Origin of the sequence: Streptomyces sp. 3N207, from assembly GCF_052246355.1 — a bacterium.
Classification (GTDB): domain Bacteria; phylum Actinomycetota; class Actinomycetes; order Streptomycetales; family Streptomycetaceae; genus Streptomyces.
Window position 1 is genome coordinate 495667 of record NZ_JBQQBV010000002.1, and the last position, 22381, is coordinate 518047.

General features: G+C 70.7%; 20 protein-coding genes. 11 read left to right on the forward strand and 9 right to left on the reverse strand.

The window, feature by feature from the left end; genetic code table 11:
- The first annotated feature begins 71 nt into the window (after positions 1 to 71).
- The 3 genes from ACTWP9_RS04925 (at position 72) to ACTWP9_RS04935 (ending at position 3300) form a co-directional block, all read left to right on the forward strand.
- Positions 72 to 1784 (forward strand): ATP-binding protein, encoded by a 1713-nt coding sequence (locus ACTWP9_RS04925; RefSeq protein ID WP_443244712.1) that lies wholly within the window; start codon positions 72 to 74, stop codon positions 1782 to 1784.
- Positions 1774 to 2214, forward strand: coding sequence for a roadblock/LC7 domain-containing protein (locus tag ACTWP9_RS04930; protein WP_443244842.1), 441 nt, complete (start codon positions 1774 to 1776; stop codon positions 2212 to 2214). The genes ACTWP9_RS04925 and ACTWP9_RS04930 overlap by 11 nt, the downstream gene beginning before the upstream one ends.
- Positions 2215 to 2364: 150 nt before the next feature.
- Positions 2365 to 3300 carry an alpha/beta fold hydrolase gene (locus ACTWP9_RS04935; protein ID WP_443244713.1) on the forward strand — a complete coding sequence of 312 codons (936 nt, stop codon included), beginning with the start codon at positions 2365 to 2367 and terminating at the stop codon, positions 3298 to 3300.
- Positions 3301 to 3317: 17 nt separating this feature from the next.
- Here the strand turns inward: ACTWP9_RS04935 and ACTWP9_RS04940 are convergent, their stop codons facing one another.
- Positions 3318 to 5501 (reverse strand): putative bifunctional diguanylate cyclase/phosphodiesterase, encoded by a 2184-nt coding sequence (locus ACTWP9_RS04940; RefSeq protein WP_443244714.1) that lies wholly within the window; start codon positions 5499 to 5501, stop codon positions 3318 to 3320.
- Positions 5498 to 6319 carry an SAM-dependent methyltransferase gene (locus ACTWP9_RS04945; protein ID WP_443244715.1) on the reverse strand — a complete coding sequence of 274 codons (822 nt, stop codon included), beginning with the start codon at positions 6317 to 6319 and terminating at the stop codon, positions 5498 to 5500. Before ACTWP9_RS04945 ends, ACTWP9_RS04940 begins: the two co-directional genes overlap by 4 nt.
- A gap of 237 nt (positions 6320 to 6556) precedes the next feature.
- Between ACTWP9_RS04945 and ACTWP9_RS04950 the strand changes: the two genes are divergently transcribed.
- The 5 genes from ACTWP9_RS04950 (at position 6557) to ACTWP9_RS04970 (ending at position 11769) form a co-directional block, all read left to right on the forward strand.
- Positions 6557 to 8149, forward strand: coding sequence for an ABC transporter substrate-binding protein (locus tag ACTWP9_RS04950; RefSeq protein ID WP_443244716.1), 1593 nt, complete (start codon positions 6557 to 6559; stop codon positions 8147 to 8149).
- Complete coding sequence (locus tag ACTWP9_RS04955) at positions 8146 to 9138, forward strand: ABC transporter permease (RefSeq protein WP_443244717.1); 993 nt, start codon at positions 8146 to 8148, stop codon at positions 9136 to 9138. Before ACTWP9_RS04950 ends, ACTWP9_RS04955 begins: the two co-directional genes overlap by 4 nt.
- Entirely contained in the window at positions 9135 to 10001 is an 867-nt protein-coding gene (locus tag ACTWP9_RS04960) for an ABC transporter permease (RefSeq protein ID WP_443244718.1), read from the forward strand. Before ACTWP9_RS04955 ends, ACTWP9_RS04960 begins: the two co-directional genes overlap by 4 nt.
- A 62-nt stretch (positions 10002 to 10063) precedes the next feature.
- A complete protein-coding gene (locus tag ACTWP9_RS04965; protein ID WP_443244843.1) occupies positions 10064 to 11035 on the forward strand; it encodes an ABC transporter ATP-binding protein in 972 nt (323 codons plus the stop codon).
- Positions 11032 to 11769 carry an ABC transporter ATP-binding protein gene (locus ACTWP9_RS04970; protein ID WP_443244719.1) on the forward strand — a complete coding sequence of 246 codons (738 nt, stop codon included), beginning with the start codon at positions 11032 to 11034 and terminating at the stop codon, positions 11767 to 11769. Before ACTWP9_RS04965 ends, ACTWP9_RS04970 begins: the two co-directional genes overlap by 4 nt.
- Here the strand turns inward: ACTWP9_RS04970 and ACTWP9_RS04975 are convergent.
- Positions 11726 to 13003, reverse strand: coding sequence for a transglycosylase family protein (locus tag ACTWP9_RS04975; RefSeq protein ID WP_443244720.1), 1278 nt, complete (start codon positions 13001 to 13003; stop codon positions 11726 to 11728). The genes ACTWP9_RS04970 and ACTWP9_RS04975 overlap by 44 nt on opposite strands.
- 58 nt (positions 13004 to 13061) lie before the next feature.
- Positions 13062 to 13826: a DUF6227 family protein gene (locus ACTWP9_RS04980; protein ID WP_443244721.1), complete on the reverse strand. Its 765-nt coding sequence runs from the start codon at positions 13824 to 13826 to the stop codon at positions 13062 to 13064.
- A 229-nt stretch (positions 13827 to 14055) separates the two neighbouring features.
- Between ACTWP9_RS04980 and ACTWP9_RS04985 the strand changes: the two genes are divergently transcribed.
- Positions 14056 to 15606 carry an FAD-dependent oxidoreductase gene (locus tag ACTWP9_RS04985; protein WP_443244722.1) on the forward strand — a complete coding sequence of 517 codons (1551 nt, stop codon included), beginning with the start codon at positions 14056 to 14058 and terminating at the stop codon, positions 15604 to 15606.
- Positions 15607 to 15673: 67 nt separating this feature from the next.
- Here ACTWP9_RS04985 and ACTWP9_RS04990 read toward each other — a convergent pair whose 3' ends face one another.
- The 5 genes from ACTWP9_RS04990 to ACTWP9_RS05010 form a co-directional block, all read right to left on the reverse strand.
- Positions 15674 to 17500 carry an acyl-CoA dehydrogenase gene (locus ACTWP9_RS04990; protein WP_443244723.1) on the reverse strand — a complete coding sequence of 609 codons (1827 nt, stop codon included), beginning with the start codon at positions 17498 to 17500 and terminating at the stop codon, positions 15674 to 15676.
- Between the two features lie 151 nt (positions 17501 to 17651).
- On the reverse strand, positions 17652 to 18476 hold the full coding sequence (locus ACTWP9_RS04995; protein ID WP_443244724.1) for an SAM-dependent methyltransferase: 825 nt from the start codon (positions 18474 to 18476) through the stop codon (positions 17652 to 17654).
- A gap of 38 nt (positions 18477 to 18514) precedes the next feature.
- Entirely contained in the window at positions 18515 to 19339 is an 825-nt protein-coding gene (locus ACTWP9_RS05000) for an SAM-dependent methyltransferase (protein ID WP_443244725.1), read from the reverse strand.
- A gap of 37 nt (positions 19340 to 19376) precedes the next feature.
- Positions 19377 to 19637, reverse strand: coding sequence for a DUF397 domain-containing protein (locus tag ACTWP9_RS05005; RefSeq protein WP_443244726.1), 261 nt, complete (start codon positions 19635 to 19637; stop codon positions 19377 to 19379).
- Between the two features lie 3 nt (positions 19638 to 19640).
- Positions 19641 to 20498, reverse strand: coding sequence for a helix-turn-helix domain-containing protein (locus tag ACTWP9_RS05010; protein ID WP_443244727.1), 858 nt, complete (start codon positions 20496 to 20498; stop codon positions 19641 to 19643).
- A gap of 383 nt (positions 20499 to 20881) precedes the next feature.
- Between ACTWP9_RS05010 and ACTWP9_RS05015 the strand changes: the two genes are divergently transcribed.
- Both ACTWP9_RS05015 and ACTWP9_RS05020 read left to right on the forward strand, forming a co-directional pair.
- Entirely contained in the window at positions 20882 to 21286 is a 405-nt protein-coding gene (locus ACTWP9_RS05015) for an ATP-binding protein (RefSeq protein WP_443244728.1), read from the forward strand.
- Positions 21287 to 21527: 241 nt separating this feature from the next.
- Entirely contained in the window at positions 21528 to 22349 is an 822-nt protein-coding gene (locus ACTWP9_RS05020) for an SAM-dependent methyltransferase (RefSeq protein ID WP_443244729.1), read from the forward strand.
- Positions 22350 to 22381 lie beyond the last annotated feature (32 nt).

Consider the following 22381-nt stretch of genomic DNA (forward strand, 5'->3'; position numbering starts at 1 on the left):
CCGAGGAACCCATGGCCGAACCCCCCAGTAACGCGGCGCAAAACGGAAGAGGATCGTCCAACTCCGTTTCCATGACCGCCCCACCGTCCGGCCCTCCCGAGGGGAACGTTCCGGCGCGGCGGCGGCACGGCAGGACCCCGGCGCAGGCCCGGGCGCGCGAGAGCGTGGGCGACGCCGCCGTACGCCACCGACTGGTACGGCTCGCCGTGCTGCCCTCGGGACTGGTCGCGGTCACCGGCGCCGTCGTCGTCGGGTGTCTGCTGGCGGACCGCGACGGCTCGGACCCGATCGGCGCCGCGCTGTGGGCCGTGCTGGCCGTCGGTGCACTGGTGGTGTGCGGGGTGCTCGGCACTGCGGGAGTGCTCGCCGCGGCCGAAGCACGCGGTACGGCCGCGCGCTGTGCGGCACTGCGGCAATCCCTGGTGCGGGGACAGGCCGAACTCCGTTCCATGCTGTGGGCGTTGCGGCACGGCGAACGCCCCGTGACCCGCACCCGTGTGACCGAAACCGAGCCGGTCGGCGACTCGCTCGACCTGCTCTGCCACCAGGCCGCACTCGCCCAGTGCACCGCGGAGTCCGCTGTCGTCGAGGCCGTCGCGCTGACGGCGGAGGGGGCGCGCGGCGGCAACGAGGAGCGGGCCCAGGTCTTCCTCGGGCTCGCCCGCAGGCTGCAGTCCCTGGTGTACCGGGAGATCGAGCTCATCGACGAGCTGGAGAACGAGGTCGAGGACCCGGAACTGCTCAAAGGCGTCTTCCACGTCGACCACCTCGCCACCCGCACCCGGCGTCACGCGGAGAACCTCGCCGTACTCGGCGGCGCCGTCGCACACCGCAGTTGGACGCGCCCCGTCTCCCTCTCCGAAGTGCTGCGCTCCGCTGTCGCGGAGGTCGAGCACTACACCCGGACCCAGTTGGTGCCCCCGATCGAGGGCACCGTGCGCGGGTACGCCGTCGCCGACGTCATCCATCTGCTGGCCGAACTCGTCGAGAACGCCACGGTGTTCTCCGCACCGGACACCCAGGTACTGGTGCGCGCCCAGTGCGTCACCGCCGGGCTCGCGGTCGAGATCGAGGACCGGGGGCCAGGCATGGACCCAGGCGTACAGAACCGGCTCAACGCGGTGCTCGCCGAACCGGACCGGATCAACGTCCCCGAGCTGGTGCGGGGCGGTCGCATCGGCCTCTACGTCGTCTCGGCGCTGGCCCGCCGCCACGGCATCGTCGTCCAGCTGCAGAGCAACATCTACGGCGGAGTGCAGGCCGTCGCCGTACTGCCCCGGCGCATCCTCGGCCGGCGCCGCGACCAAGGCGCCCCCCTGCCGCCCGAAACCGCCCCCGGCCCGGATACGGAGCTCACCCCGGGCTCCGGCCCGAAGACGGCTCCGCGACCGGGCGCGGAGTCCGGGCCCGATCCGCGGCCGCGGGCCCGGGTCCGTGGGAAGGAGCGGGGGCCTGCCACACCGTTGCCGCTGGGGCCGCCCGGTGCTCGTACGGAAGGCGGGGCCGAGGCGGATCGCCCGCCGCTGCCCGTACGGAGCCGTCACAAGCATCTCTTCCCGGAGCTGGGCAAGCCCGGACGGCCGCGTCGGGCTGACGGCAGCCCGTCCGAAGAGCCGCACGATCCAGGGCTGATGGCCGCATTCCGGCGGGGCAGCAGTCTGGCGGACAACACCGACCCTCACCCCGAAGAGGCCGTGGCGGCGGGGGAGTCGCCCCGCCGCCACCGTACGGCCGTGGCGCGGCATGCGCGCCCTCAAGGAGAAGAGCGCGATGATGGTGAATGAGGCCCCTCAGCGGCGGAGCGGCGAGCGGGACAGCGGGCGGAACACCGACTTTTCCTGGCTGTTGGCCGATCTGGTGCGGAGGGTACCGCATGCAACCGGCGCGCTGCTGCTCTCGGCGGACGGGCTGACGCAGTCCGCGCACGGGCTGGAGCCCGACGCCGCCGACCAGCTGGCGGCACTCGCTTCCGGACTGCACTCGCTGGCCCGAAGTTTCGGGCTGCGGATGGCGGGGGGCGACGGGGTCCGGCAGGTCGTGGTGGAGCTCGACCACTCGCTGCTGTGTGTGTCGAGGGCGGGCCAGGGGACCCGCCTCGCCGTACTGGCCGCCCGCGAGGCGGACCCCGCGGTGCTGGGGTACGAGATGACGATGCTGATCAAGCGGGTGCGGCCGTTTCTGACGGCGCCCGCCCGGCAGTCCGTCCAGCCCTGAGGCCGCACGGTTCGCGGGGCGCAGCGGCGCTGGAGAAGCACCTCCTTCACGCCGACCGCACCTACCGCTACGGTTACCGCCTGCGCGCGGTGCCGTGATCCGCGCGCGGCAGCACACACGGCAGGCAGGACGAGAAGGAAGGAGCCGGGCGTGGCGGAACGGCGGGACGACTTCACGACCGTGGCGGACGGGACACCGGTGGCGACCTACACCTGGCTGCCGGAGGGTGATGTACGCGCCCTGGTCCAGATCGCACACGGCGCCGCCGAACATGCGCTGCGCTACGACCGGTTCGCCCGGCGGCTGACGGCAGGCGGATATGCCGTCGTCGCCTCCGACCACCGAGGGCACGGTGCGACGGCGTCCCACACCGGCGGCTACGGCGCCGTGGGTGCCGAGGGCTGGCGGGCCACGGTCGACGATCTCAAGGAGATCGGCGACCGGGCCCGCGCCCATCTGCCCTCCGACGCCCCGTTCTTCCTCCTCGGGCACAGCATGGGCTCGCAGCTCGCCCGTGACTACGCCCAGGAGTACGGCGCCGGGCTGTCCGGGCTGGTGCTGTCGGGCACGTTCCGCTCGCTGCCCGGCTGCGAGACCGAAACCGCTGTGCAGCAGCTGGAGCGGGAGATCGCCGAGCGGGGCAGGGACGCACCGTCCGACTTCACCGCCGTACTGTTCAGCTCCTTCAACGACCCCTTCGAGCACCGCACCGGCTTCGAGTGGCTCTCCCGCGACGAGGTCGAGGTCGACATCTACGCCCAGGACGAGCGCTGCGGCTTCCCGTTCAGCGCGGGGCTGTCGCTGGACTGGGTGCTCGGCTCCCGCAAGATCAACGACCCGCAGCAGTTCGCCCGCATTCCGCGCGCACTGCCGGTCCACATCGCCGTCGGCGACCAGGACCCGTGCAACCAGCGCATGACGCTCGTCTACGAGCTGCTGGAGGACTTCCGCCACCTGGGCACGCACGATCTGAGCTGGCGTGCGTACGAGGACGCGCGGCACGAGATCCTCAACGAAACCGTCCGGGACGAGGTCGAGGCCGATCTCGTGGAGTGGTTCGAGAGCCACCTGGACCTGGCGCCCTAGCCCCGGGCGGTCGGCCGTCAGCCCGCCGTCGCCCAGTCCTTGGCGAACTCCCCGGGCGAGGACGGGCGCGCGTAGTACCAGCCCTGCGCGGTGTCGCAGCCCAGGTCGCGCAACTGGTCGGCCTGGCTCTCGGTCTCCACCCCCTCGACGGTGACGGCGAGGCCGAGCGCGTGGGCGAGCGAGACGATGCCCTCCACGAAGGTGAGGTCGACCGGGTCGGCGGGGTGCTGCTGGAGCCCCTGGGTGAAGGAGCGGTCCAGCTTGAGCGTGGTGGCAGGCAGCTTCCGCAGGTTGGCCAGGTTGGAGTAGCCGGTGCCGAAGTCGTCCAGCGCGATGTCGACGCCGATCTCGGCCAGCTGCCACAGCGGCTTCAGCTCGTCCTCGTCCGCACCGATCAGCGCGCTCTCGGTGACCTCCAGGCACAGTGAGGAGGGCTGCACGCCCGCCGACTCCAGTACGGCGATGGTGTCCGGCACCAGGTCCGGGTGGTGCAGCTGCCGGGGGGAGAGATTGACGTTGACCCGCAGCGGCTGACCGGTCGACCAGGCGCAGGTCTGCGCCACGGCCTGCTCCAGCACCCAGCGGCCCAACGGCACGATCAGCCCGGTGTGTTCGGCCAGCGGGATGAACCGGTCGGGGCCGAGCCGCCCGTGCACCGGGTGCTTCCACCGCACCAGCGCCTCGGCACCGTCCACACTCCCGTCGCTCATCCGGATCAGCGGCTGGTACTCCAGGAAGAACTCGTCCCGCTCCAGTGCCGCGGGGAGCCGGTTGGTGAGGCTGTGCCGGTCTATCGCGCGGGCCTCGGAGTCCGGGTCGGCCAGCTCGTAGCGGTTGCCGCCCGCGTCCTTGGCCCGGTACATGGTGATGTCGGCGCTGCGCAGCACCTCGGCCGGCTCCAGCTGCCCCGAGGCGCCCTCCACGATCCCGATGCTGGCGCGGACGGACAGCTCGCGCCCGTCCACCGAGATCGGGGTCGCCAGCGTCGCCAACAGGGCCCGGGCCAGGCAGGTGACCTCCTCCGTACCCTCGGGGTCGGACATGAGCACGGCGAACTCGTCACCTCCGATCCGGGCGACCAGATGCGCGGGCGCGGTGGTGCAGGACTGCAGGCGCTCACCGACGGCGACCAGGAGCTGGTCGCCCACGGCGTGCCCCAGACTGTCGTTGACCGTCTTGAAGCCGTCGATGTCCAGATAGCACAGCCCGAACCGGCCGACCCCGTTGCCCGGCGTCAGGATGCGGTCCAGACGCTCGGCGAACAGGGTGCGGTTCGGCAGCCCCGTCAGCTCGTCGTGGGTCGCCTCGTAGCGCAGCCGCAGATGCAGCAGGCGGCGCTCGGTGATGTCCTCCATCAGGGCGAGCTGATAGCGGGGTTCACCCTCGGCGTCCCGCAGCAGCGAGACGGTCAGGTTGGTCCACAGCACGGTGCCGTCGGGGCGCTGGTAGGGCTTCTCCACCCGGAAGTGGTCGCGCCGGCCGGCGGCCAGCTCGCGGTGCAGCCGCCAGACGTCGGGGGCGTCGTCCGGGTGCACCCAGTCGTTGATGTTGCGGCGGCGCATCTCCTCCTCGGAGTGCCCGAACATCCTGGCGAGGGCGCCGTTGGCGTCCCGCAGCCGGCCGTTCATGTCGGCGATGCCGATGCCGATCGTGGCTTCCTTGAAGACGGCGCGGAACCGGGTCTCCGAAGCGTGCAGGGCTTCCTCGACGGCCGTCTGCGCGGCCAGCGCGGCACGCGAGAGGGCTTCCTGCTCGGCCAGGGTGCGCTCCTGTACGGCGAGCGTGAACCCGGCGGCGATGGCGTGCTGGAGCCGGGCACAGCGCGAGCGGGCCTCGTCGACGCCGAGCGTGCCGGGGGTTCCGGCGTAGAGCACCAGATACGACTCGACGACGCCGAGGATGTGCGGCAGCGCGTCGGAACTGGTGCAGTGTGCCTCCTTCACCAGCACCTCGCCGACCTCCCGGCCGGGTATGGGGCTGAACGGGTAGGCGTGCAGGGCCTCTCCGAGCATGCCGGCCAGCGGATGGAGAAAGTCCTCCAACTCGGCGCGGGAGAGCGAGGTCTGGGTGGCGGGGTAGACGGCGCGGCTCCAGATCCGCGCGAAGCGGCGTAGGCCGTCCTCTCCCTTCGCCGCGCCGGTGCCGTCCTGGGCCGGGCTGGTATGCCCCTCGTGTTCGTCGGTCTCGTCCTGGGAGGTCACTCGGCGAGTCCCGCCTTACGGCCGACTCCGGCGAACCCGCTGAAGACGACGGGGTCCTCGTGCTCCATGGGACTGTCGGGGCGCCAGCGCGGAAGCGCGACCAGACCCGGCTCCACCATCTCGAACTCCTCGAAGAACTGCGCGATTTCGTCCTTGGACCGGATGATCAGCGGGGCGCTCGCACTGCTGTAGACCTCCTGCAGGGCGAGGCCGCCGTCCCGTACGGGCCCGCCCTCGGTGGACCCGTGGGAGAGCACCAGCAGGCTGCCGGGCGCCAGATGGCGGGCCAGCTCCGCGACGCACTTGCGGGGTTCGTCGCGGTCCTCGATGAAGTGCAGCAGCGCGACAAGCATCAGCACCAGCGGCTTGTCCAGGTCCAGCAGGTCCTCGACCTCGGGGCTCTCGAGGATGTCCTGCGGCGAGCGGAAGTCCGCCGAGACGATGCCGACCCTGCTGTCGCCCTCCAGTACCGCGCGGCTGTGCGCGACGGCGACCGGATCGTTGTCGACGTAGACGACCCGTGCGCCGCGGTCCAACGCATGGGCCACCTCATGGACGTTGCCGAAGGTGGGGATGCCCGAGCCGATGTCGAGGAACTGGGTGAGCCCCTCCTGGGCCGCGAAGCGGATCGCCCGGCGCATGAAGGCCCGGTTGGCCTGCATGATCTTCGGCAGTCCTGGCCACGCCTTGATCGCCTGCCGCGCCGTCTCCCTGTCGACCTCGAAGTTGTGCGAACCGCCCAGGTAGTAGTCGTACATCCGCGACACGCTCGGCACCGTGAGATCGATGCCCTGCGGGGCCCAGGCGGGACGTTGCATCGAGGGGTCTCCAGCTCGCTTCATTCACCGGGGAGTTCCGGTCGGGCCCATGAGGCTACTGACCGAGAAGCGGCGCGTGGAAGGAAACAGCGTTACTGGGGCTGGATCTTGCCCCGCCCTTGACAACTGTGCCGGGAGGTATCGGGGCATAGCGCACCGCACGGGCCATGATTTAATCGAAGCCAATTGCGAATCGATTGCAAGAGCGAGTGGTCTTTAACAAGGAGTGTGCCACACATGACTGCCCGGACGGTACGGACAGCCACCGCGATGGCCACCGCCGCCGTCGTCCTCACGGCGGCCACGGCGTGCTCCGCGCCCGGCGACGGCGACGGTCCCGGCGGCACGGACTCCCTCACGGTAGGTGTGGCGCAGGAGCCGGAGACCCTCAACCCGCTGCTGGGGTACGGCAAGGAGGGCAACTCGAAGATTTTCGACGGCCTGCTCACCCACGACGCCAAGATGAATCTGAAGCCCGCACTCGCCGCCCACCTGCCCAAGGTGAGCAAGGACGGCCGGACCTACACCTACGAGCTGCGCAAGGGCGTCACCTTCAGCGACGGCAAGCCCTTCACCTCCGAGGACGTCGTCTACACCTACGAGACGATCCTCGACAAGAAGACCAACAACGCCTCCAAGGGTGAGCTGGACGCCGTCGAGAGCGTCCGCGCAGCGGGCAGACACCAGGTCGTCTTCCGGCTCAAGTACCCCTACGCGGCGTTCGCCGAGCGCACCGTCCTGCCCATCGCCTCCCGGGCCGTCGCCGCGAAGACCGATGTCAACACCGGCTCCTACAACACCAGGCCGGTCGGCACCGGGCCGTACGTCCTCACCAGCTGGCGCAAGGGCGAGAAGCTCAGCTTCAAGGCCAACCCGCACTACTGGGGCGGCAAGCCGAAGATCAAGCGCTTCACCGTCGCCGTCATCGAGGACGACGACGTACGCGCCACCCGGCTGCGCTCCGGCGACCTGGACGGCGCCATCCTCCCGCCCAACCTCGCCAAGCCGTACGAGAAGGACCCAGAAAAGCGCACCTTCAGCGCCCAGACCGCCGACTACCGCGCCGTGACCCTGCCCAGCGGCAACCCCGTCACGAAGGACAAGTCCGTCCGCCGCGCCCTCGACCTCGCCGTCGACCGCAAGGCCATGGTCAAGTCCGTCCTGGGTGGCGCCGGCAAGCCCGCGTACGGCCCGCTGCCCACCGACAGCCCCTGGTTCGCCAAGGGCACCGAACGCCGCCACGATCTGTCCCGCGCCAAGAAGATCCTCGCCGACGCGGGCTGGAAGCCGGGCAAGGACGGCATCCGCGAGAAGAGCGGCAGGCGCGCCGCGTTCACCCTCTGGTACTTCTCCGGCGACAAGCTCCGCCAGGACCACGCCCTGGCGTACGCCTCCGACGCCAAGAAAGCCGGCATCGACATCAAGGTCCAGGCCGGCAGCCGCGAGGTCGTCCGCCCCAAGCTCAAGCACGACGCGATGCTGATGGGCAACGGCTTCCCCGCCGATCCCGACTTCGACCTCTACCCGACCCTGCACTCCTCGCAGATCGGCGACGGCTGGAACAACCTCGCCCACTACCACGACAAGACCGTCGACGAACAGCTGGACGTGGGCCGCCGCAGCCGCGATGCGGGGGTGCGCAAGGCCGCCTACGACAAGGTGCAGCGCGCTCTGGCGAAGAACCCCGGCTACACCTTCCTCACCCACATCGATCACGTCTACGTCATCGACGACAAATGGCGCGGCCTCACCACCCAGCTGGAACCGCACGACCACGGCATCGGCGCGGGCCCCTGGTGGGACCTCCAGGACTGGCAGCCGGAGAAGTGACTGACACAGTCATACGCGCCGCCGCACGGCTGGTGGGGCGGCGAGTGCTCGCCGCGATACCCGTGCTGGCGGCGGTCACCTTCGGGGTGTTCGCCGTTGCCGCCGCATCGCCCTTCGACCCCGTACAGCAGTACGCCGGCTCCGCCGGACTCAGTGCCTCGCAGGAGACGCTGGACCAGCTGCGCAGCAACCTGAACGTCGACGGGCCGTTTCCGCAGCGCTGGTGGGACTGGCTGACCGGCGCGCTGGTGGGGGACCTGGGGGACTCCACCTCGCTGCGGCAGCCCGTCGCGCAGGTCATCGGCGAACGGCTGGGCTGGTCGGTGCTGCTGTGCGCGGTGGGCTTCGCCTTCGCCGTGCTGGTCGGCACGGCCCTGGGGGTCGCCGCGGCGCGCCGCAGGGGCGGCGTGTTCGACCGGGCCGTCACCTCGCTCGCCTACACCCTGGAGGCCGCACCGCCGTTCTGGCTCGGGCTGCTGGGCATCTGGCTGTTCGCCGTCCAGCTCGACGTACTGCCCGCCGGCGGGCTCACCGACTCCGGCAGCGACCTGGTCACCGCGGGCGCGCTGGTGCGCCATCTCGCGCTGCCCGCACTGGTGCTGGGCATCTCGCAGGTGCCGTGGTTCCTGCTGTACGTACGACAGGGCGTCGGCGACGCGCTGGAGGAGGACGCCGTACGCGGGGCCCGCGCCCGGGGGCTGGCCGAGCGCACGGTGCTGCTGCGGCACGCGCTGCGCTCGGGGCTGCTGCCGCTGCTGACGCTGGTCGGCTCGCGGGTGCCCGAACTCATCACGGGCGCACTGCTGGTGGAGACCGTCTTCAGCTGGCCCGGCATCGCCTCGGCCACCGTCAAGGCCGCCACCGCGACGGACTTCCCGCTGCTGGCGGCCCTCACCACGCTGGCCACGGTGGCGGTGCTCGCCGGGAACCTGCTCTCCGACCTGCTGTACGGACTGGCCGACCCGCGCGTCGCCTTGGAGGAGATGTGAGCGCCGTACTGAAGGGCGGCGCGGCACCGGGAGCCGGGACGGGTCGCACCCTGCGGTTGCGCGCCTCGGCAGCCGTACTGGTGGCCGTGCTCGGGGCGGTACTTCTTGTGCCGCTGCTGTTCCCGCTGGACGAGCAGGCCGTCGACTTGGCCAACAAGCTCCAGCCGCCCTCGCCCGCCCATCCGTTCGGCACCGACGATGTGGGCCGCGACGTGCTGCTGCGCTGCGTCTACGGACTGCGGGTCTCGCTGCTGGTCGGCGTCGTCGCCGCACTGGCCGCGACCGTCATCGGCACCGCCGTGGGCGCGGCTGCCGGTGGCGCGGGCGGTCGGACGGACCGGCTGGTGATGCGCGTCGTCGATGTCTTCTCCTCCGTACCGCACCTGCTGCTGGGCATCTTCATCGTGGCGATGTTCCGCCCCGGCGTCTGGCCCGTGGTCGCCTCCGTCGGGCTCACCCACTGGCTGTCCACCGCGCGGATCGTCCGGGCCGAGGTGCTGTCCCTGCGCTCCAGGGACTTCATCGACGCCGCCGTCTCCGGCGGAGCCTCGCGCCGGCGGATCGCCGTACGCCATCTGCTGCCCGGTGTGCTGCCGCAGGCGGGGCTGGCGGCCGTACTGATGGTGCCGCACGCCATCTGGCACGAATCGGCGCTCTCCTTCCTCGGGCTCGGACTGCCCACCCACCGCGCCAGCCTCGGCAACATGATCCAGAGCGCGCGGGGCACCCTGCTGGCCGGCGACTGGTGGCCGACGCTCTTCCCCGGTCTGTTCCTCATCCTGCCCACCCTCGCCATCGCCTCGCTGGCGGGCGTGTGGCGGGAACGGATCAACCCCAGGCGCCGATCGGAGCTGATGCTGTGAGCGGGGAGGGCGCAACCGTGCGCACGCTGCTGCGGGTACGGGAGCTGTCCGTACGCTTCCGGATGCGGGGCGGTCGCGAGATCGCCGCCGTCAGCGACGTCTCCTTCGACCTGGCGGCGGGGGAGTGCCTGGCCCTGGTGGGGGAGAGCGGCTGCGGCAAGTCGGTGCTCGCCTCCGCACTGCTGGGGCTGCTCCCGGCCAACTCCCGCACCAGCGGCAGCGCACTGCTGCACGGCCCCGGCAAGGACACCGCTCCCGGCCGGGCAGGAGAGGACAAGCCCCTCGATCTGCTCGCGGCCGACGAGGCCACCCTCGCCCGTACGGTGCGCGGACGGCGCATCGGCCTCGTACCGCAGAGCCCGGCGGCCCATCTGACCCCCGTCCGCACGGTCCGCTCCCAACTCGCCGAGACCGTACGGGAGCTGACCGGAGCGCGGGGCAGGGAGCTGACCGAGGCGACCCTTGCGGCAGCCGCCCGCGCCGCCTTCCCCGCCGACCATCTGGACCGGTATCCGCACCAGCTCTCCGGCGGGCTCGCCCAGCGGGCCGCCACCGCACTGGCGCTGGTCGGCGACGCACCGCTGCTGCTCGCCGACGAGCCGACCACCGGACTCGACCGCGATCTGGTGGAGCGCACCGTCGACGAGCTGCGCGCCCACACCGACGACGGGCGGGGCCTGCTGCTGATCACCCACGACCTGGCGGCGGCCGAGCGCGTCGCCGACCGGGTGGCGGTGATGTACGCGGGCCGCGTCGTCGAACTCGCCGCAGCGCGGGACTTCTTCGGCGAGCCGGGACCCCGCCACCCCTACGCCCGCGGCCTGCTGGCGGCGCTGCCGGACCGCGCGTTCACCCCCATCCCCGGTATGCCGCCCGAGCTGGGCGACCTCCCGGACGGCTGCGCGTTCGCACCGCGCTGCACCCGCACGAGCGCCGAGTGCGCCCAGGTGCCCGTACCGGCCGACGGTGTGGCCTGCCACCACCCGGTCATGGACGGCTGCCCCTCCGGCGTGCGCGAAGGGAGCGGCGTATGACCAAGGCACCCCATCCCGCACTGCAACTGCACGACATCACCGCGGGGTACGAGCGGCGCGCGCCCGTGCTGCGCGAGGTCTCGCTGAGCGTGCGCGAGGGCGAGGCGGTGGGCCTGCTGGGGCCGAGCGGCTGCGGCAAGTCCACCCTGGCCAAGGTCGCGGCACTGCTGCACCGCCCGTACGCGGGCACCGTACGGCTCGGCGGTGAACCGGCCAGGGGCTGGCGGCACCGGGCGCCGCGCGCCCAGCGCACCGCCGTCGGCGTCGTCTTCCAGCAGCCCCGGCTCGCCGCCGATCCCCGCCTCACCCTCGCCCCGCTGATCGCCGAACCGCTGCGCGCCACGGGGCGCCGCGCCGAGGCGGCCGAGCGTGTCGCGGAGCTGGCGGACGCCGTCGGCCTCGGCGGCGACCTGCTGGGCCGCCGCCCGCACGAGGTCAGCGACGGACAGCTCCAGCGCGCCTGCGTGGCACGCGCGTTGGTGCTGCGGCCCCGGGTGCTGGTCTGCGACGAGATGACCGCGATGCTGGACGCCTCCACCACGGCGGCGCTCGTCGCCGTGGTGGAGGACTACCGGCAGCGCTCCGGCGCGGCACTGCTGGCCGTCGGCCACGACCGCACACTGCTGGAGCGCTGGTGCGACCGCACGGTCGAACTGGACCAGCCGGTCGGCGCCCGGGGCGGTACGGCTCCTAGATCCGCACTCCGTGTGCCCGCAGATACGTCAGCGGATTGATGTCGCTGCCGTAGGCCGGGCCGGTGCGGATCTCGAAGTGCAGATGGGGCCCTGACGAGTTGCCCGTCGAGCCGGAGCGGCCGAGTTGCTGCCCGGTCTCCACAGCCTGTCCGGAGCGCACCGAGAGGGCCGACAGATGGCCGTACTGGCTGTACTTGCCGTCCTTGTGCCGCACCACCACCTCGTACCCGTAGGCGCCGCCCCAGCCCGCCGAGACGACCGTGCCGTTGGTGACGGCCTTGACGGGAGTGCCGGTGCCGACAGGGAAGTCGACGCCTGTGTGGTACCCGGAGGACCAGCTGCCGCCCGACGCACCGTACGGAGTGCCGGGGCTGACGCCGGCGACCGGCGCGGTGGCGGCGGAGGAGGGGGCCCTGTGCTTGGGGGCCGGTTTCGGCGCCGGCTTCTGCGGTTGCGTCTTGGGGGCTTGCTTCTGCGGCGTCTGCTGCTGTGCGGACGGTGTCTTGGAGGCGCGTTCGGACCTCGTGGGCTGTGACTTCTCGCGCTCCTCGCCCTGCGGGGCGCCGTTCACGCTCAGCCGCTGGCCGGGCATGATGAGGTCGGCGTCGTCGCCGATGGTGGTGCGGTTCCCGTCGTAGAGGGAGCGCCAGCCACCCTGAAGGCCCAGCTCATCGGCGATGCTGGAGAGGGTGTCGCCGCTGACCACCTCGTAAGTGGTCTGCTTCTTGCTGCGCTCGGCTCTGGCCCGGTCCGCCTTGGCCTTCGCCGCCCGAGCCTGCTCAGCGCGGGCCTTCTGGGCCTGTGACTTCTCCGACTCCGACTTCTCGGCCTTGTCACCCGCCTGCCCGTCACCGGCCTGCGAACCGCCGGCAGGGGCGCCGCCGGGATCCGCGTCGCCGCGCGAAAGCCCGGCCCGAGGGCCGCAGTTGGGCCAGGCGCCCGGCCCCTGGCCCTTGAGCACCTTCTCGGCTATCGCGATCTGCTGGCTCTTGGTGGCCAGGTCGGCCCGTGCGGCGTAGGCCGTACCGCCGTATGCCTCCCAGGTGCTCTGGGTGAACTGGAGCCCGCCGAAGAAGCCGTTGCCGGTATTGATCCTCCAGTTGCCGCTGCTCTCGCACTCGGCGACGTTGTCCCACACGTCTGCGGGCGCTGCCTCTGCGACTTGGGCCCCGACGAGGGGCATGGCTATCCCCGCGCCACCCGCGGTCACCTTCAAGGTGGCGCGCGAGACGGCGCGAGGCTGATAGCGGCGGTGGCGTCCACGTATGGACATGGGGGGTACCTCCGTTGATTCGCTGGTCGGCGGCCTACGGACAACCGTGGCCGGGGATCTACAGGTCCAAGCCCCGCTCCCTGGCGAGGCGGTGCGCTGCCTGGTCGGCGACTGATTCGTCCAGATACACCTCGCATTTCAGACGCCCGCTGCCCGTCATGTTGTGCTCCAGCTCGTACAGGCTGAGCTCGGTGCCGTCGGCGAGCAGGAAGGCGTGTTCGTAGACGGAGCACCACACCTGGCAGTCACCGGCATGCACCCGCGGCCCGGGCACGTGCATGATGTGGTGCCCGAGCGCCGAGGAGAGCAGCCGCAGCGTCTCCTCGCCCGGCCGGTCGGGGTTCTCGGCCCGGCGCAGCAGCCTGCGAGCGTGCTCGGCCGAGTCGCCCTCCGGGTACTCCCGGCGTGGGTAGGCCGTGCCCGGAGCGCCGGTGAGGAAGTCGAACGAGACGGCGCCATGGCCCGCACCGTCCGGTTCGCACTCCTCGCCCATCCGGCGGTGCACCCGGCGTTCGGAGCGGCGCAGCGCCTCGGCGTCGTCGTACACCTCGTGCAGCTCGCCCGCACTGTCGGGGCTGTCGTAGCACAGCTCCCACAGCAGTAGACTGCTGCCGTCGGCGAGCAGGAAGACATGGCGAAAACTGCTGCATCGCAAGGCGGGCGGCGGGGAATTGCGGTGGCGCCAGCCGTACAGCTCCACCTGGAACATCACAGCGCTGCGTAGTCGGTCGAGCACCTCGTCGCGGACGTCGAACGGGTTCTGGGCGCGGGTCAGCAGCTCTTCGAGGTGCTGAACAGGCGTCAGGTGCCCTTTGTTGCCCATCGCGGAACCCTCCCGGCGTGCAGCAAACAACCGACCGTCCCCGCGCGCACAAACCGTAGCGCCCCCACAGCGCCGTGGGGGAGGAGTTGGGGGAATTCCGCTGCCGGAAACCCTTCAGCGAAGCGCTTTTTCAGCCGAATCCATGCGTTATGCCGGAGGAACGTCGGGGGTGAGCGGCATGCCAACGGGAACCACAGGTACGACGATCCGCGGCTGAAGGGAGGCGGCGGTGACGACACTGCCCGTCGGATACGAGTCCTACTGGATGCTCTCCGCGGCGGGAGCACCCTGCCCCCCGCTGCCGCCCGACAGCCGGATCGAGGTCGATGTCGCCGTGGTGGGCGGCGGCATCGCGGGTCTCTCGGTGGCCTGGGAGCTGGCCCGCGCGGGCCGCAGCGTCGCCGTGCTGGAGTCCGACCGGCTGGCGGCCGGCGTCACCGGACACACCACGGCCAAGCTCTCCGCGCTGCACGGGCTGACCTACAGCTGGCTGCGGGCCAACCGGGGCGCGGAGGAGGCGCAGCTCTACGCCCTCTCGCAGCAGGGTGCCGTCGATCATCTGGCCGCGGTCGGCGGGCAGTTGGGGATCGAGTGCGAGCTGGAGCGGGTGCCTGCCTACACCTTTGTCGAGTCGGCGGACCATGTGGACGAGGTACGCGCCGAGGCGGAGGCCGCCGCCGAGGCGGGCCTGGCCGCCTCGTTCGTCACCGACACAGGGCTGCCCTTCCAGGTGCGTGCTGCCGTCAGGGTCGAGAACCAGGCACAGTTCCACCCGCGCAAGTACCTGCTGGCACTGGCGGACGACATCCTGCGACACGGCGGGCTGCTGTTCGAACGTACCCGCATCGTCGCGCTCGACGAGGGCGATCCATGCCTGCTCGGTGCGGAGAACGGGGGTGAGGTCGTCGCCCGTGACGTGGTGGTGGCCACCCACTACCCGGTCTTCGACAGGGCGTTGATGTTCTCCCGGCTGGAGCCGCGCCGGGAGCTGGTCATCTCCGCGCTGCTGCCCGAGGACGAGGACCCGGGCGGCACCTATCTCTCGCCGGAGCGCGGCACCCGCTCGGTGCGTACCGCGCCGTACCCGTTCGGCACGGGGCGGCGGCTGCTGATCGTCACGGGGGAGAAGTTCACCCCCGGGATGCCGGGCATCGGCTCGGTCGGCGCCCGCTACGAACGGCTGGCGGCCTGGGCGTACGAGCGCTTTCCCAGCGCCCGGCTCGCCCACCGTTGGGCAACCCAGGACAACGAGACCACCGACCGCGTGCCCTACATCGGCCGTTTCCACGCGGGCGCCCAGCACGTCTATGTCGCCACCGGCTTCGGCGGCTGGGGGATGAGCTCGGGAGTGCTGGCCGGGCAGCTGCTGGCCGCACATCTGACCGGTGAGCAGCTGCCGCCGTGGGCGCGGCTGTACGACCCGGTGCGGCTGCGGCCCCGTGAGGCGCCCGCGCTGCTGCGTCTCCAGTCGGCGGTGGCCCGGCGCTTCGTGGGAGACCGGCTACGGCCCAGCTACGTCGACTCGGTGGACGAGATCCCGCCGGGGACCGGCGCCATCGTGCGGGTGCAGGGGCGGCGCTGCGCGGTGCATCGCACGACCGAGGGCGAGCTGCGCGCTGTCTCGCCGCGCTGTACGCATCTGGGCTGTCTGGTGCGGTTCAACGACGCGGAGTCGGCGTGGGAGTGCCCCTGCCACGGCTCCCGCTTCGGTACCGACGGCTCGGTGATACAGGGCCCGGCGACCCGGCCGCTGGAGCAGCGGGACCTGGGCGAGGTGTGAGCCCGTCCGGGTCACGCTACTGGCCGGGGCATGCCCGGTCCGGGTCACGCCCCGCGTCCGGCCGTGCTCACAGCCAGTCCGGGTCGGTCTCCAGCGCGACGGTGTCCAACGCCGCCAGCAGGTCGAACTGCGGGCCCGTACGCGGCAGTTCGGTGCGGAAGAAGTAGCGTGCCGCCTGCCGCTTGCCCTGGAGGAAAGCGTCGTCCTCGGCGCCCGAACCGCTGGACAGCGTGGCGAGGAACTGCCCCAGCCAGATCCACGCCACCACCACGTGCCCGACCGCCTCCAGATAGACCGTCGAGTTCGCCAGCGCCACCGACGGATCGCTGCTCTCCCACAGCCGTGCCGTCACGGCGGTGACCCGCTCCCAGTACGTGCGCAGTGTCGCCGCCAGTTCTGCGGCTTCACCGCCCGCGGCTTCGGCGCGCTCGAGCGTCTCCCGTACCGCGCCCTCCAGCGCACGCAGCCCGGCCCCGCCGTCCTGCACCACCTTGCGGCCCAGCAGATCGAGTCCCTGGATGCCGTGGGTGCCTTCGTGGATGGGGTTGAGGCGGTTGTCGCGGTAGTGCTGCTCGACGTCGTACTCGCGGGTGTAGCCGTATCCGCCGTGCACCTGGATGGCGAGGCTGTTGGCCTCCAGGCACCACTGCGAGGGCCAGCTCTTGGCGATCGGCGTCAGCACGTCCAGCAGCAGCCCGGCGCGGGCCCGGTCCTCCTCGGCGGCGGCCGAGCGCTGCTCGTCCACCAGCAGGGAGCAGTACAGCAGCAGCCCCAGCGCGCCCTCCACATAGGACTTCTGGGCGAGCAGCATCCGCCGTACGTCCGTGTGCTCGACGATCGGCAACTGTGGCGCCGTGGCGTCCTTGCCGCGCGCTGTCGGCGGGCGGCCCTGCGGCCGTTCGCGGGCGTAGGCGAGGGACTTCAGATAGCCGGTGTAGCCCAGCGCCATCGCGCCCGCGCCGACGCCGATCCGGGCGCCGTTCATCATGTGGAACATATACGCCAGTCCGCGGTGCTCCTCGCCCACCAGATGGCCGACGGCGCCCGGTTCGCCGCCGGGACGGTGGTGCGCGCCCTCGCCGAAGTTGAGCAGTGCGTTCGTGGTACCCCGGTAGCCCATCTTGTGGTTGAGCCCGGCCGGCACCACGTCGTTGCGCTCGCCGAGCGTGCCGTCCGGCGCGACCAGATACTTGGGGACGATGAACAGCGAGAGGCCCTTGACGCCCGCCGGTCCGCCGGGGACGCGGGCCAGCACGAGGTGGACGATGTTCTCGGACAGTTCGTGGTCACCGCCGGAGATCCACATCTTGGTGCCGAACAGCCGGTAGGTGCCGTCCTGCTGCCGCTCGGCGCGCGTGGTGACATCGGCCAGCGAGGAGCCGGCGTGCGGCTCGGAGAGGCACATGGTGCCGAAGAAGCGCCCTTCGAGCATCGGCCGGACGTAGGCGTCGACCTGTTCGCGGGTGCCGTGGGCGCACAGCAGGCGCGCGTTGCCGAGGGTGAGGAACGGATACGCCGACGTGCCGACGTTGGCGGCCTGGAAGTAGGAGAAGCAGGCGGTCTCGACGGTCTGCGGCATCCCCATGCCGCCGAACTCCTCATCCATGGCTGCCGCCAGCAGTCCCGACTCGGCGAACACCCCCAGCGCCTCGGACACTTCCTTGGCGGTGTGCACCTGCTCGCCGTCGAACCAGGGCTCCTCCTGGTCGTTCTTCTTGTTGTGCGGCGCGAAGTGCCGGGTGGCGATCCGCTCGCTCAGCTCCAGGGCGTCGTCGAAGGTCTCCCTGGAGTGCTCCGCGTAGCGTGCGCGCCGGGTCAGCGACTCGACGTCCAGCCAGTCGTAGAGCTGGAATTCGAGGTCGCGGCGGGAGAGCAGCAGAGAGGGTGAGGGCATGAGGGTGGTCCGATCCCCGGGGGCAGCGAGCATGGAGCGCTCGGTTCCTAAGCGCTTGCTTATGGTCGCCCCGGGGGCCCTCCCTGTCAACGGCCCCGGGACCAGCCCGGGGGCCGCGCCCGCGGCACGGCTTGCGCCGCGCCATCCCATGTCACGGCTTGCGCGCCACCCCCGCGTACAACGTCATGGTGCCCTCGGGCAGCCCGCCGTGCGGGTCGGTGTCGGGGCGCCACAGGTGCACCTGGGTGATGCCGGGGTCCAGCAGTTCCAGCCCGTCGAAGAACCCGGTGACCTGCGCACGGCTCCGCGGCGCAAGGACCGTACCGTTCCGCTTGTAGATCTCGACGACCTCCTTGATCCGGTCGACTCCCTCCTGCTCGGGCACGTCGGCGATGCCGTGGCTCAGCGCCAGGAAGCTGCCCGGTGCGAGGCGGTCCAGCAGCGTACGCAGTATCCGCTCGGGGTGCTGCTCGTCCGGGATGAAGTGGAACAGCGCGTTGACCGAAACGGCGACGGGGCGCTCCAGGTCGAGCGTGTGGTGCAGTTCCGCCGCCTCCAGCACGCTGTCGGGCCGGGTAACGTCCGCGCGCAGATAGGTCGTGCGGCCTTCGGGCGTGCTGTGCAGCAGTGCTTGCGCGTACTGGAGCACGATGGGGTCGTTGTCGGTGTAGACGACCCGCGCCTCGGGGGCCACCGACTGTGCCACCTGGTGCAGATTGGGCTCGGTCGGAATGCCGCTGCCGATGTCCAGGAACTGCCGCACGCCGTACTCGGCCGCCAGCGTGCGGGTGACACGGACCATGAAATCGCGGTTGGCGCGGGCCGCGGTGACGATCTCCGGCAGCTTGGCGACCACCGCTTCGGCCGCCTGTACGTCCGCCTCGTAGTGGGTCTTGCCCCCGAGGTAGTAGTCGTACATGCGTGCGGAGTGCGGTTTTGCCGTGTCGATCGGTGGTGCGTCGCCCTGCTCGGACATCGCGGTTTCCCCCTCAGCAGTCCTGTCGTGGTCCTTGGTCAGGGCTTGCGGGCCACGCCGGCGAGCATGCTCGGCAGGCCCTCCTCGAGCTCGGCGGTCCCTCCGGGCTCCGGGCGCCAGTCGTGCGCCATCACCAGGCCCGGCTCCACCAGCTCCAGCCCCTCGAAGAAGCGGGCGATCTCGGCGCGGTCCCGGGGCCGCAGCGCGGTGCCGCCCTTCGCGTAGATCTCCACCACCTCGCGGCCCAGCGCCTCCAGCGCGGGGTCGTCGACGTCCGCCGTGGCGTGCGAGAGGCACAGATAGCTGCCGGAGGGCAGCCGGTCCAGCAGACCGGTGAGGATCTCGTACGGGCCCCACTCGTCGGGGACGAAGTGGAACAGCGCGTTGACCGAGAGCGCCACCGGCAGGCCGAGGTCGAGCGTGGAGTGCAGCTCGTCGGAGCCGACGATCGTCTCCGGCTTGGCGGCATCCGCCTGCAGATAGGTGGTACGGCCTTCGGGCGTGCTGTGCAGCAGTGCTTGTGCGTACTGGAGCACGATGGGGTCGTTGTCGGTGTAGACGACCCGCGCCTCGGGGGCCACCGACTGTGCCACCTGGTGCAGATTGGGCTCGGTCGGAATGCCGCTGCCGATATCCAGGAACTGTCTTATGCCCGCCTCGGCCGTCAGCCAGCGGGTGGCCCGGATCATGAAGTCACGGTTGGCGCGGGCCATGGCACCGGCGAACGGCACGGTCGCGACGACCGCTTCGGCCGCCTGCACGTCCGCCTCGTAGTGGGTTTTGCCCCGAAGGTAGTAGTCGTACATCCGGGCCGAGTGTGGCTTGGTGGTGTCTATACCGGGGAGGTTCCCCTCTGCAGTCATGCAGCCTCTCCGTTCTCCGGTCCAGGTCGTGGTGCGGTCAGTCGGAGGCCAGCAGGAAGTCGGCCACGCCCTGCTTTGCGCCTTTCAGGAAGGTCTCGAACTCGTGGGTGGTGTAGATGAGTGCCGGACCTTCCGGATCTGTGGACTGCCGCAGTGCGACCCGGCCGTCGCCGAGCTTCATCGCTTCGACGCAACTGCCGCCGTTGGTGCCGCTCCAGGGCTTCTGCCAGCCCTCGTTACCGAGGTGCTTCGCAGGCATGCCGTTGTATATGTGTGGGGGGTGGCCTGAATGACCCATACTTCAGAACTCCTTGCGGATCTCACCGAGAACAGCCTCGGTGTGTGGTACCGGCGCGGCTTGCGCGCCCATGCGGTCCAGCACCTCCAGATATGCGGCGGTGTCGGGACGCTGATCCAGGTACGTGGCGCCCGTCAGGCCCTCCGTGTAGACGATGTCCGGGAGTTCCGGAATATCGAAACGGAAGAGCTGGAAGGGCCCGAACATTCCGGGGTGCGCACCTGAAGTGAACGGGATGATCTGAATCGTGATGTTCTGCTGCTTGGACAGCTCGATGAGCCGGTCGATCTGCTCCCGCATAACCGCAGGGGAACCCACGTGGCGGCGCAGCACCTGCTCGTCGAGTACGGCCCAGAGAACCGGAGCGTCGGGATCGTGGAGGAGCCGCTGGCGCCCCATCCTCAGTTGAACCCGTCGGTCCAGTTCCTCCTCGTCGGCCGCGGGGAAGCCGGTGTGCAGCAGAGCCCGCGCGTATGCCTCGGTCTGGAGCAGCCCTGGGACGCAGTGCGGTTCGTACGCCCTGATCAGGCTGGCCTCGCCCTCCAGGCTCACGTAGAGGCTGAACCAGGACGGCAGGACGTCGCGGAAGCTGTGCCACCAGCCGGGCCGGTTGGCCTCGTCCACCAGGGACAGGAACGAGGCCGTCTCCTCGTCGGAGAGGCCGTACATACGCAGCAGCTTCTCGACGTACGGTGGCTTGAGGCCGACTTCCGCCTTCTCCATACGACGCACCGTGGTCGTATTGACACTGAGTGCATATGCGGCCTCTGAAAAGGAACAACCTGCCCGCTCACGGAGATCACGCAGGCGTAGACCGAGCACTATCTGCCCCACAGTTGGCGCGGAACGAGCCTCGGCCACTATTGCCTCCTTGACTGCCTCCCCTGGCGGACCCTGGCGTCAGCAGTGTGCCATGGCTCCAATGCAGCAGCCATACTGCCCGTGCGATTCTGCGAATTGCAGAACTCCCCTTGCCATCTGTGAAAGATGCTGCGCATAGTGAACAGCGTGACCCAGCTCATGAGGCTCCGGCACCAGAGCCGCACAGTATCTCTCGCGTCACCGGAGGGCCGGCCGGCGATGGCCCCCCGGGTGCGCGCGTGTGCAGGCCCTCCCGGGCCCTGTGCGGAGCACCTCCCGGCAGCCGTCCCCTCCCCTCACAGGTAGACGGAAGGCGTTCACCCGTGGCCTCCTCGTATCCCCCTGCGCAGCTCTCCTTGCCCGCCCCGTCGGCCGTACCGGCCGTGGAAACGCGTCAGGAGGGATTCGAGCTCCCCGCTCACACCTCGTCGGTCGCCCGGGCCCGCGCCCGGCTCCGCAGCCGGTTGCACCACTGGGGCTTTCCTGAGGACCTCGGCCACACAGCGCAGTTGGTCATCTCCGAGTTCGTCACCAACGCCGTACTGCACACGGACACCGTCCGCATAGGTTGCCGTATCCACCTGGACGGCGACCGGCTGCGGATAGAGGTCACCGACGAGGGCACGCAGAGCTGCGCGCCGCAGCCCCGCAGCGCGACCTCGGACGAGGTGAACGGCCGCGGACTGCAGCTCGTCGGCGCCCTCGCCCAGCGCTGGGGCGTCTCGGCGCACGGCGGCCGGTGCGGCCGCGTCGTCTGGGCGGAACTGGGCATGACCAGCGTCCTATGACCGTCTGCTCCAGCTGATCACTCACTGTCACCGCCCGCCGCTCCGGATCCCGGCGCACGGGCGCCGGGTATCTCCCGGGGCCTCGGTCGGCCCTCTCATCCTGTACCCCGTCGTGTCAATTTCCGGTGTGTAAAAGCGACTTGACGTTGGTCCGGGCCGGACTCCCATGGCATGCTTCCCCGCGAGGACAGGCGTCCGCACGGCCGGCGTGCGGTGCGCCGGTGAAAACAGTGGGGCACACATGCGGGAAGAGACGACCGGTAATGCGATGCACGGGGTGGACATCACCGTCCCGAGCGTGGCCCGGATGTACGACCACTATCTGGGCGGCAAGGACAACTACGCCGTCGACCGCGAGGCTGTCGCGGCGCTGGACGAGAAAGTGCCGCGTACCGGGGCTCTCGCGCGCAACAACCGACGCTTCCTCCAGCGGGTCGTACGCATCCTGGCGGAGGACTATGGCATCCGCCAGTTCCTCGATCACGGCTCAGGGCTGCCCACCCAGGACAACGTTCACCAGGTCGCGCAGCGCACGGATCCGGAAGCCCGCGTCGTCTACGTCGACAACGACCCCATCGTGCTCGCCCACGGCCGGGCGCTGCTGGAGGAGAACGCCAACACGGCGGTGATCCAGGCCGATATGCGCGACACGGAAACAATCTTCGACAGCCCCGAGGTGCGCCGGCTGATCGACCTGTCCGAGCCCGTCGCGCTGCTCTTCATCTCGGTGATGCACTGCATCCCCGACGACTCCGATCCGGCCGCCGTCGTACGCCGCACCCTGGAGCGGGTGCCCTCCGGCAGCTTCGTCGTGCTCAACCAACTGGTGAGCCACGACAAGGAGACCCGCGACTTCGTCACCGATTTCATGAACAGCAGCACCAACGGCAACTGGGGCCGGGTGCGTGAACCTCAGGACGTCGAGCCGTACTTCGCGGGGCTGGAGCTGCTGGAACCGGGACTGGTCGAGATCAACGACTGGCGTCCCGACTCCGATCTGTGCGCGCGCCAGCTGGAGGACGAGACCTGGTTCGAGTTCGGCGGCGTGGCACGGAAGCCGTAACCGGCCGGGAGCCGGCGGGCGCGGCACCATCG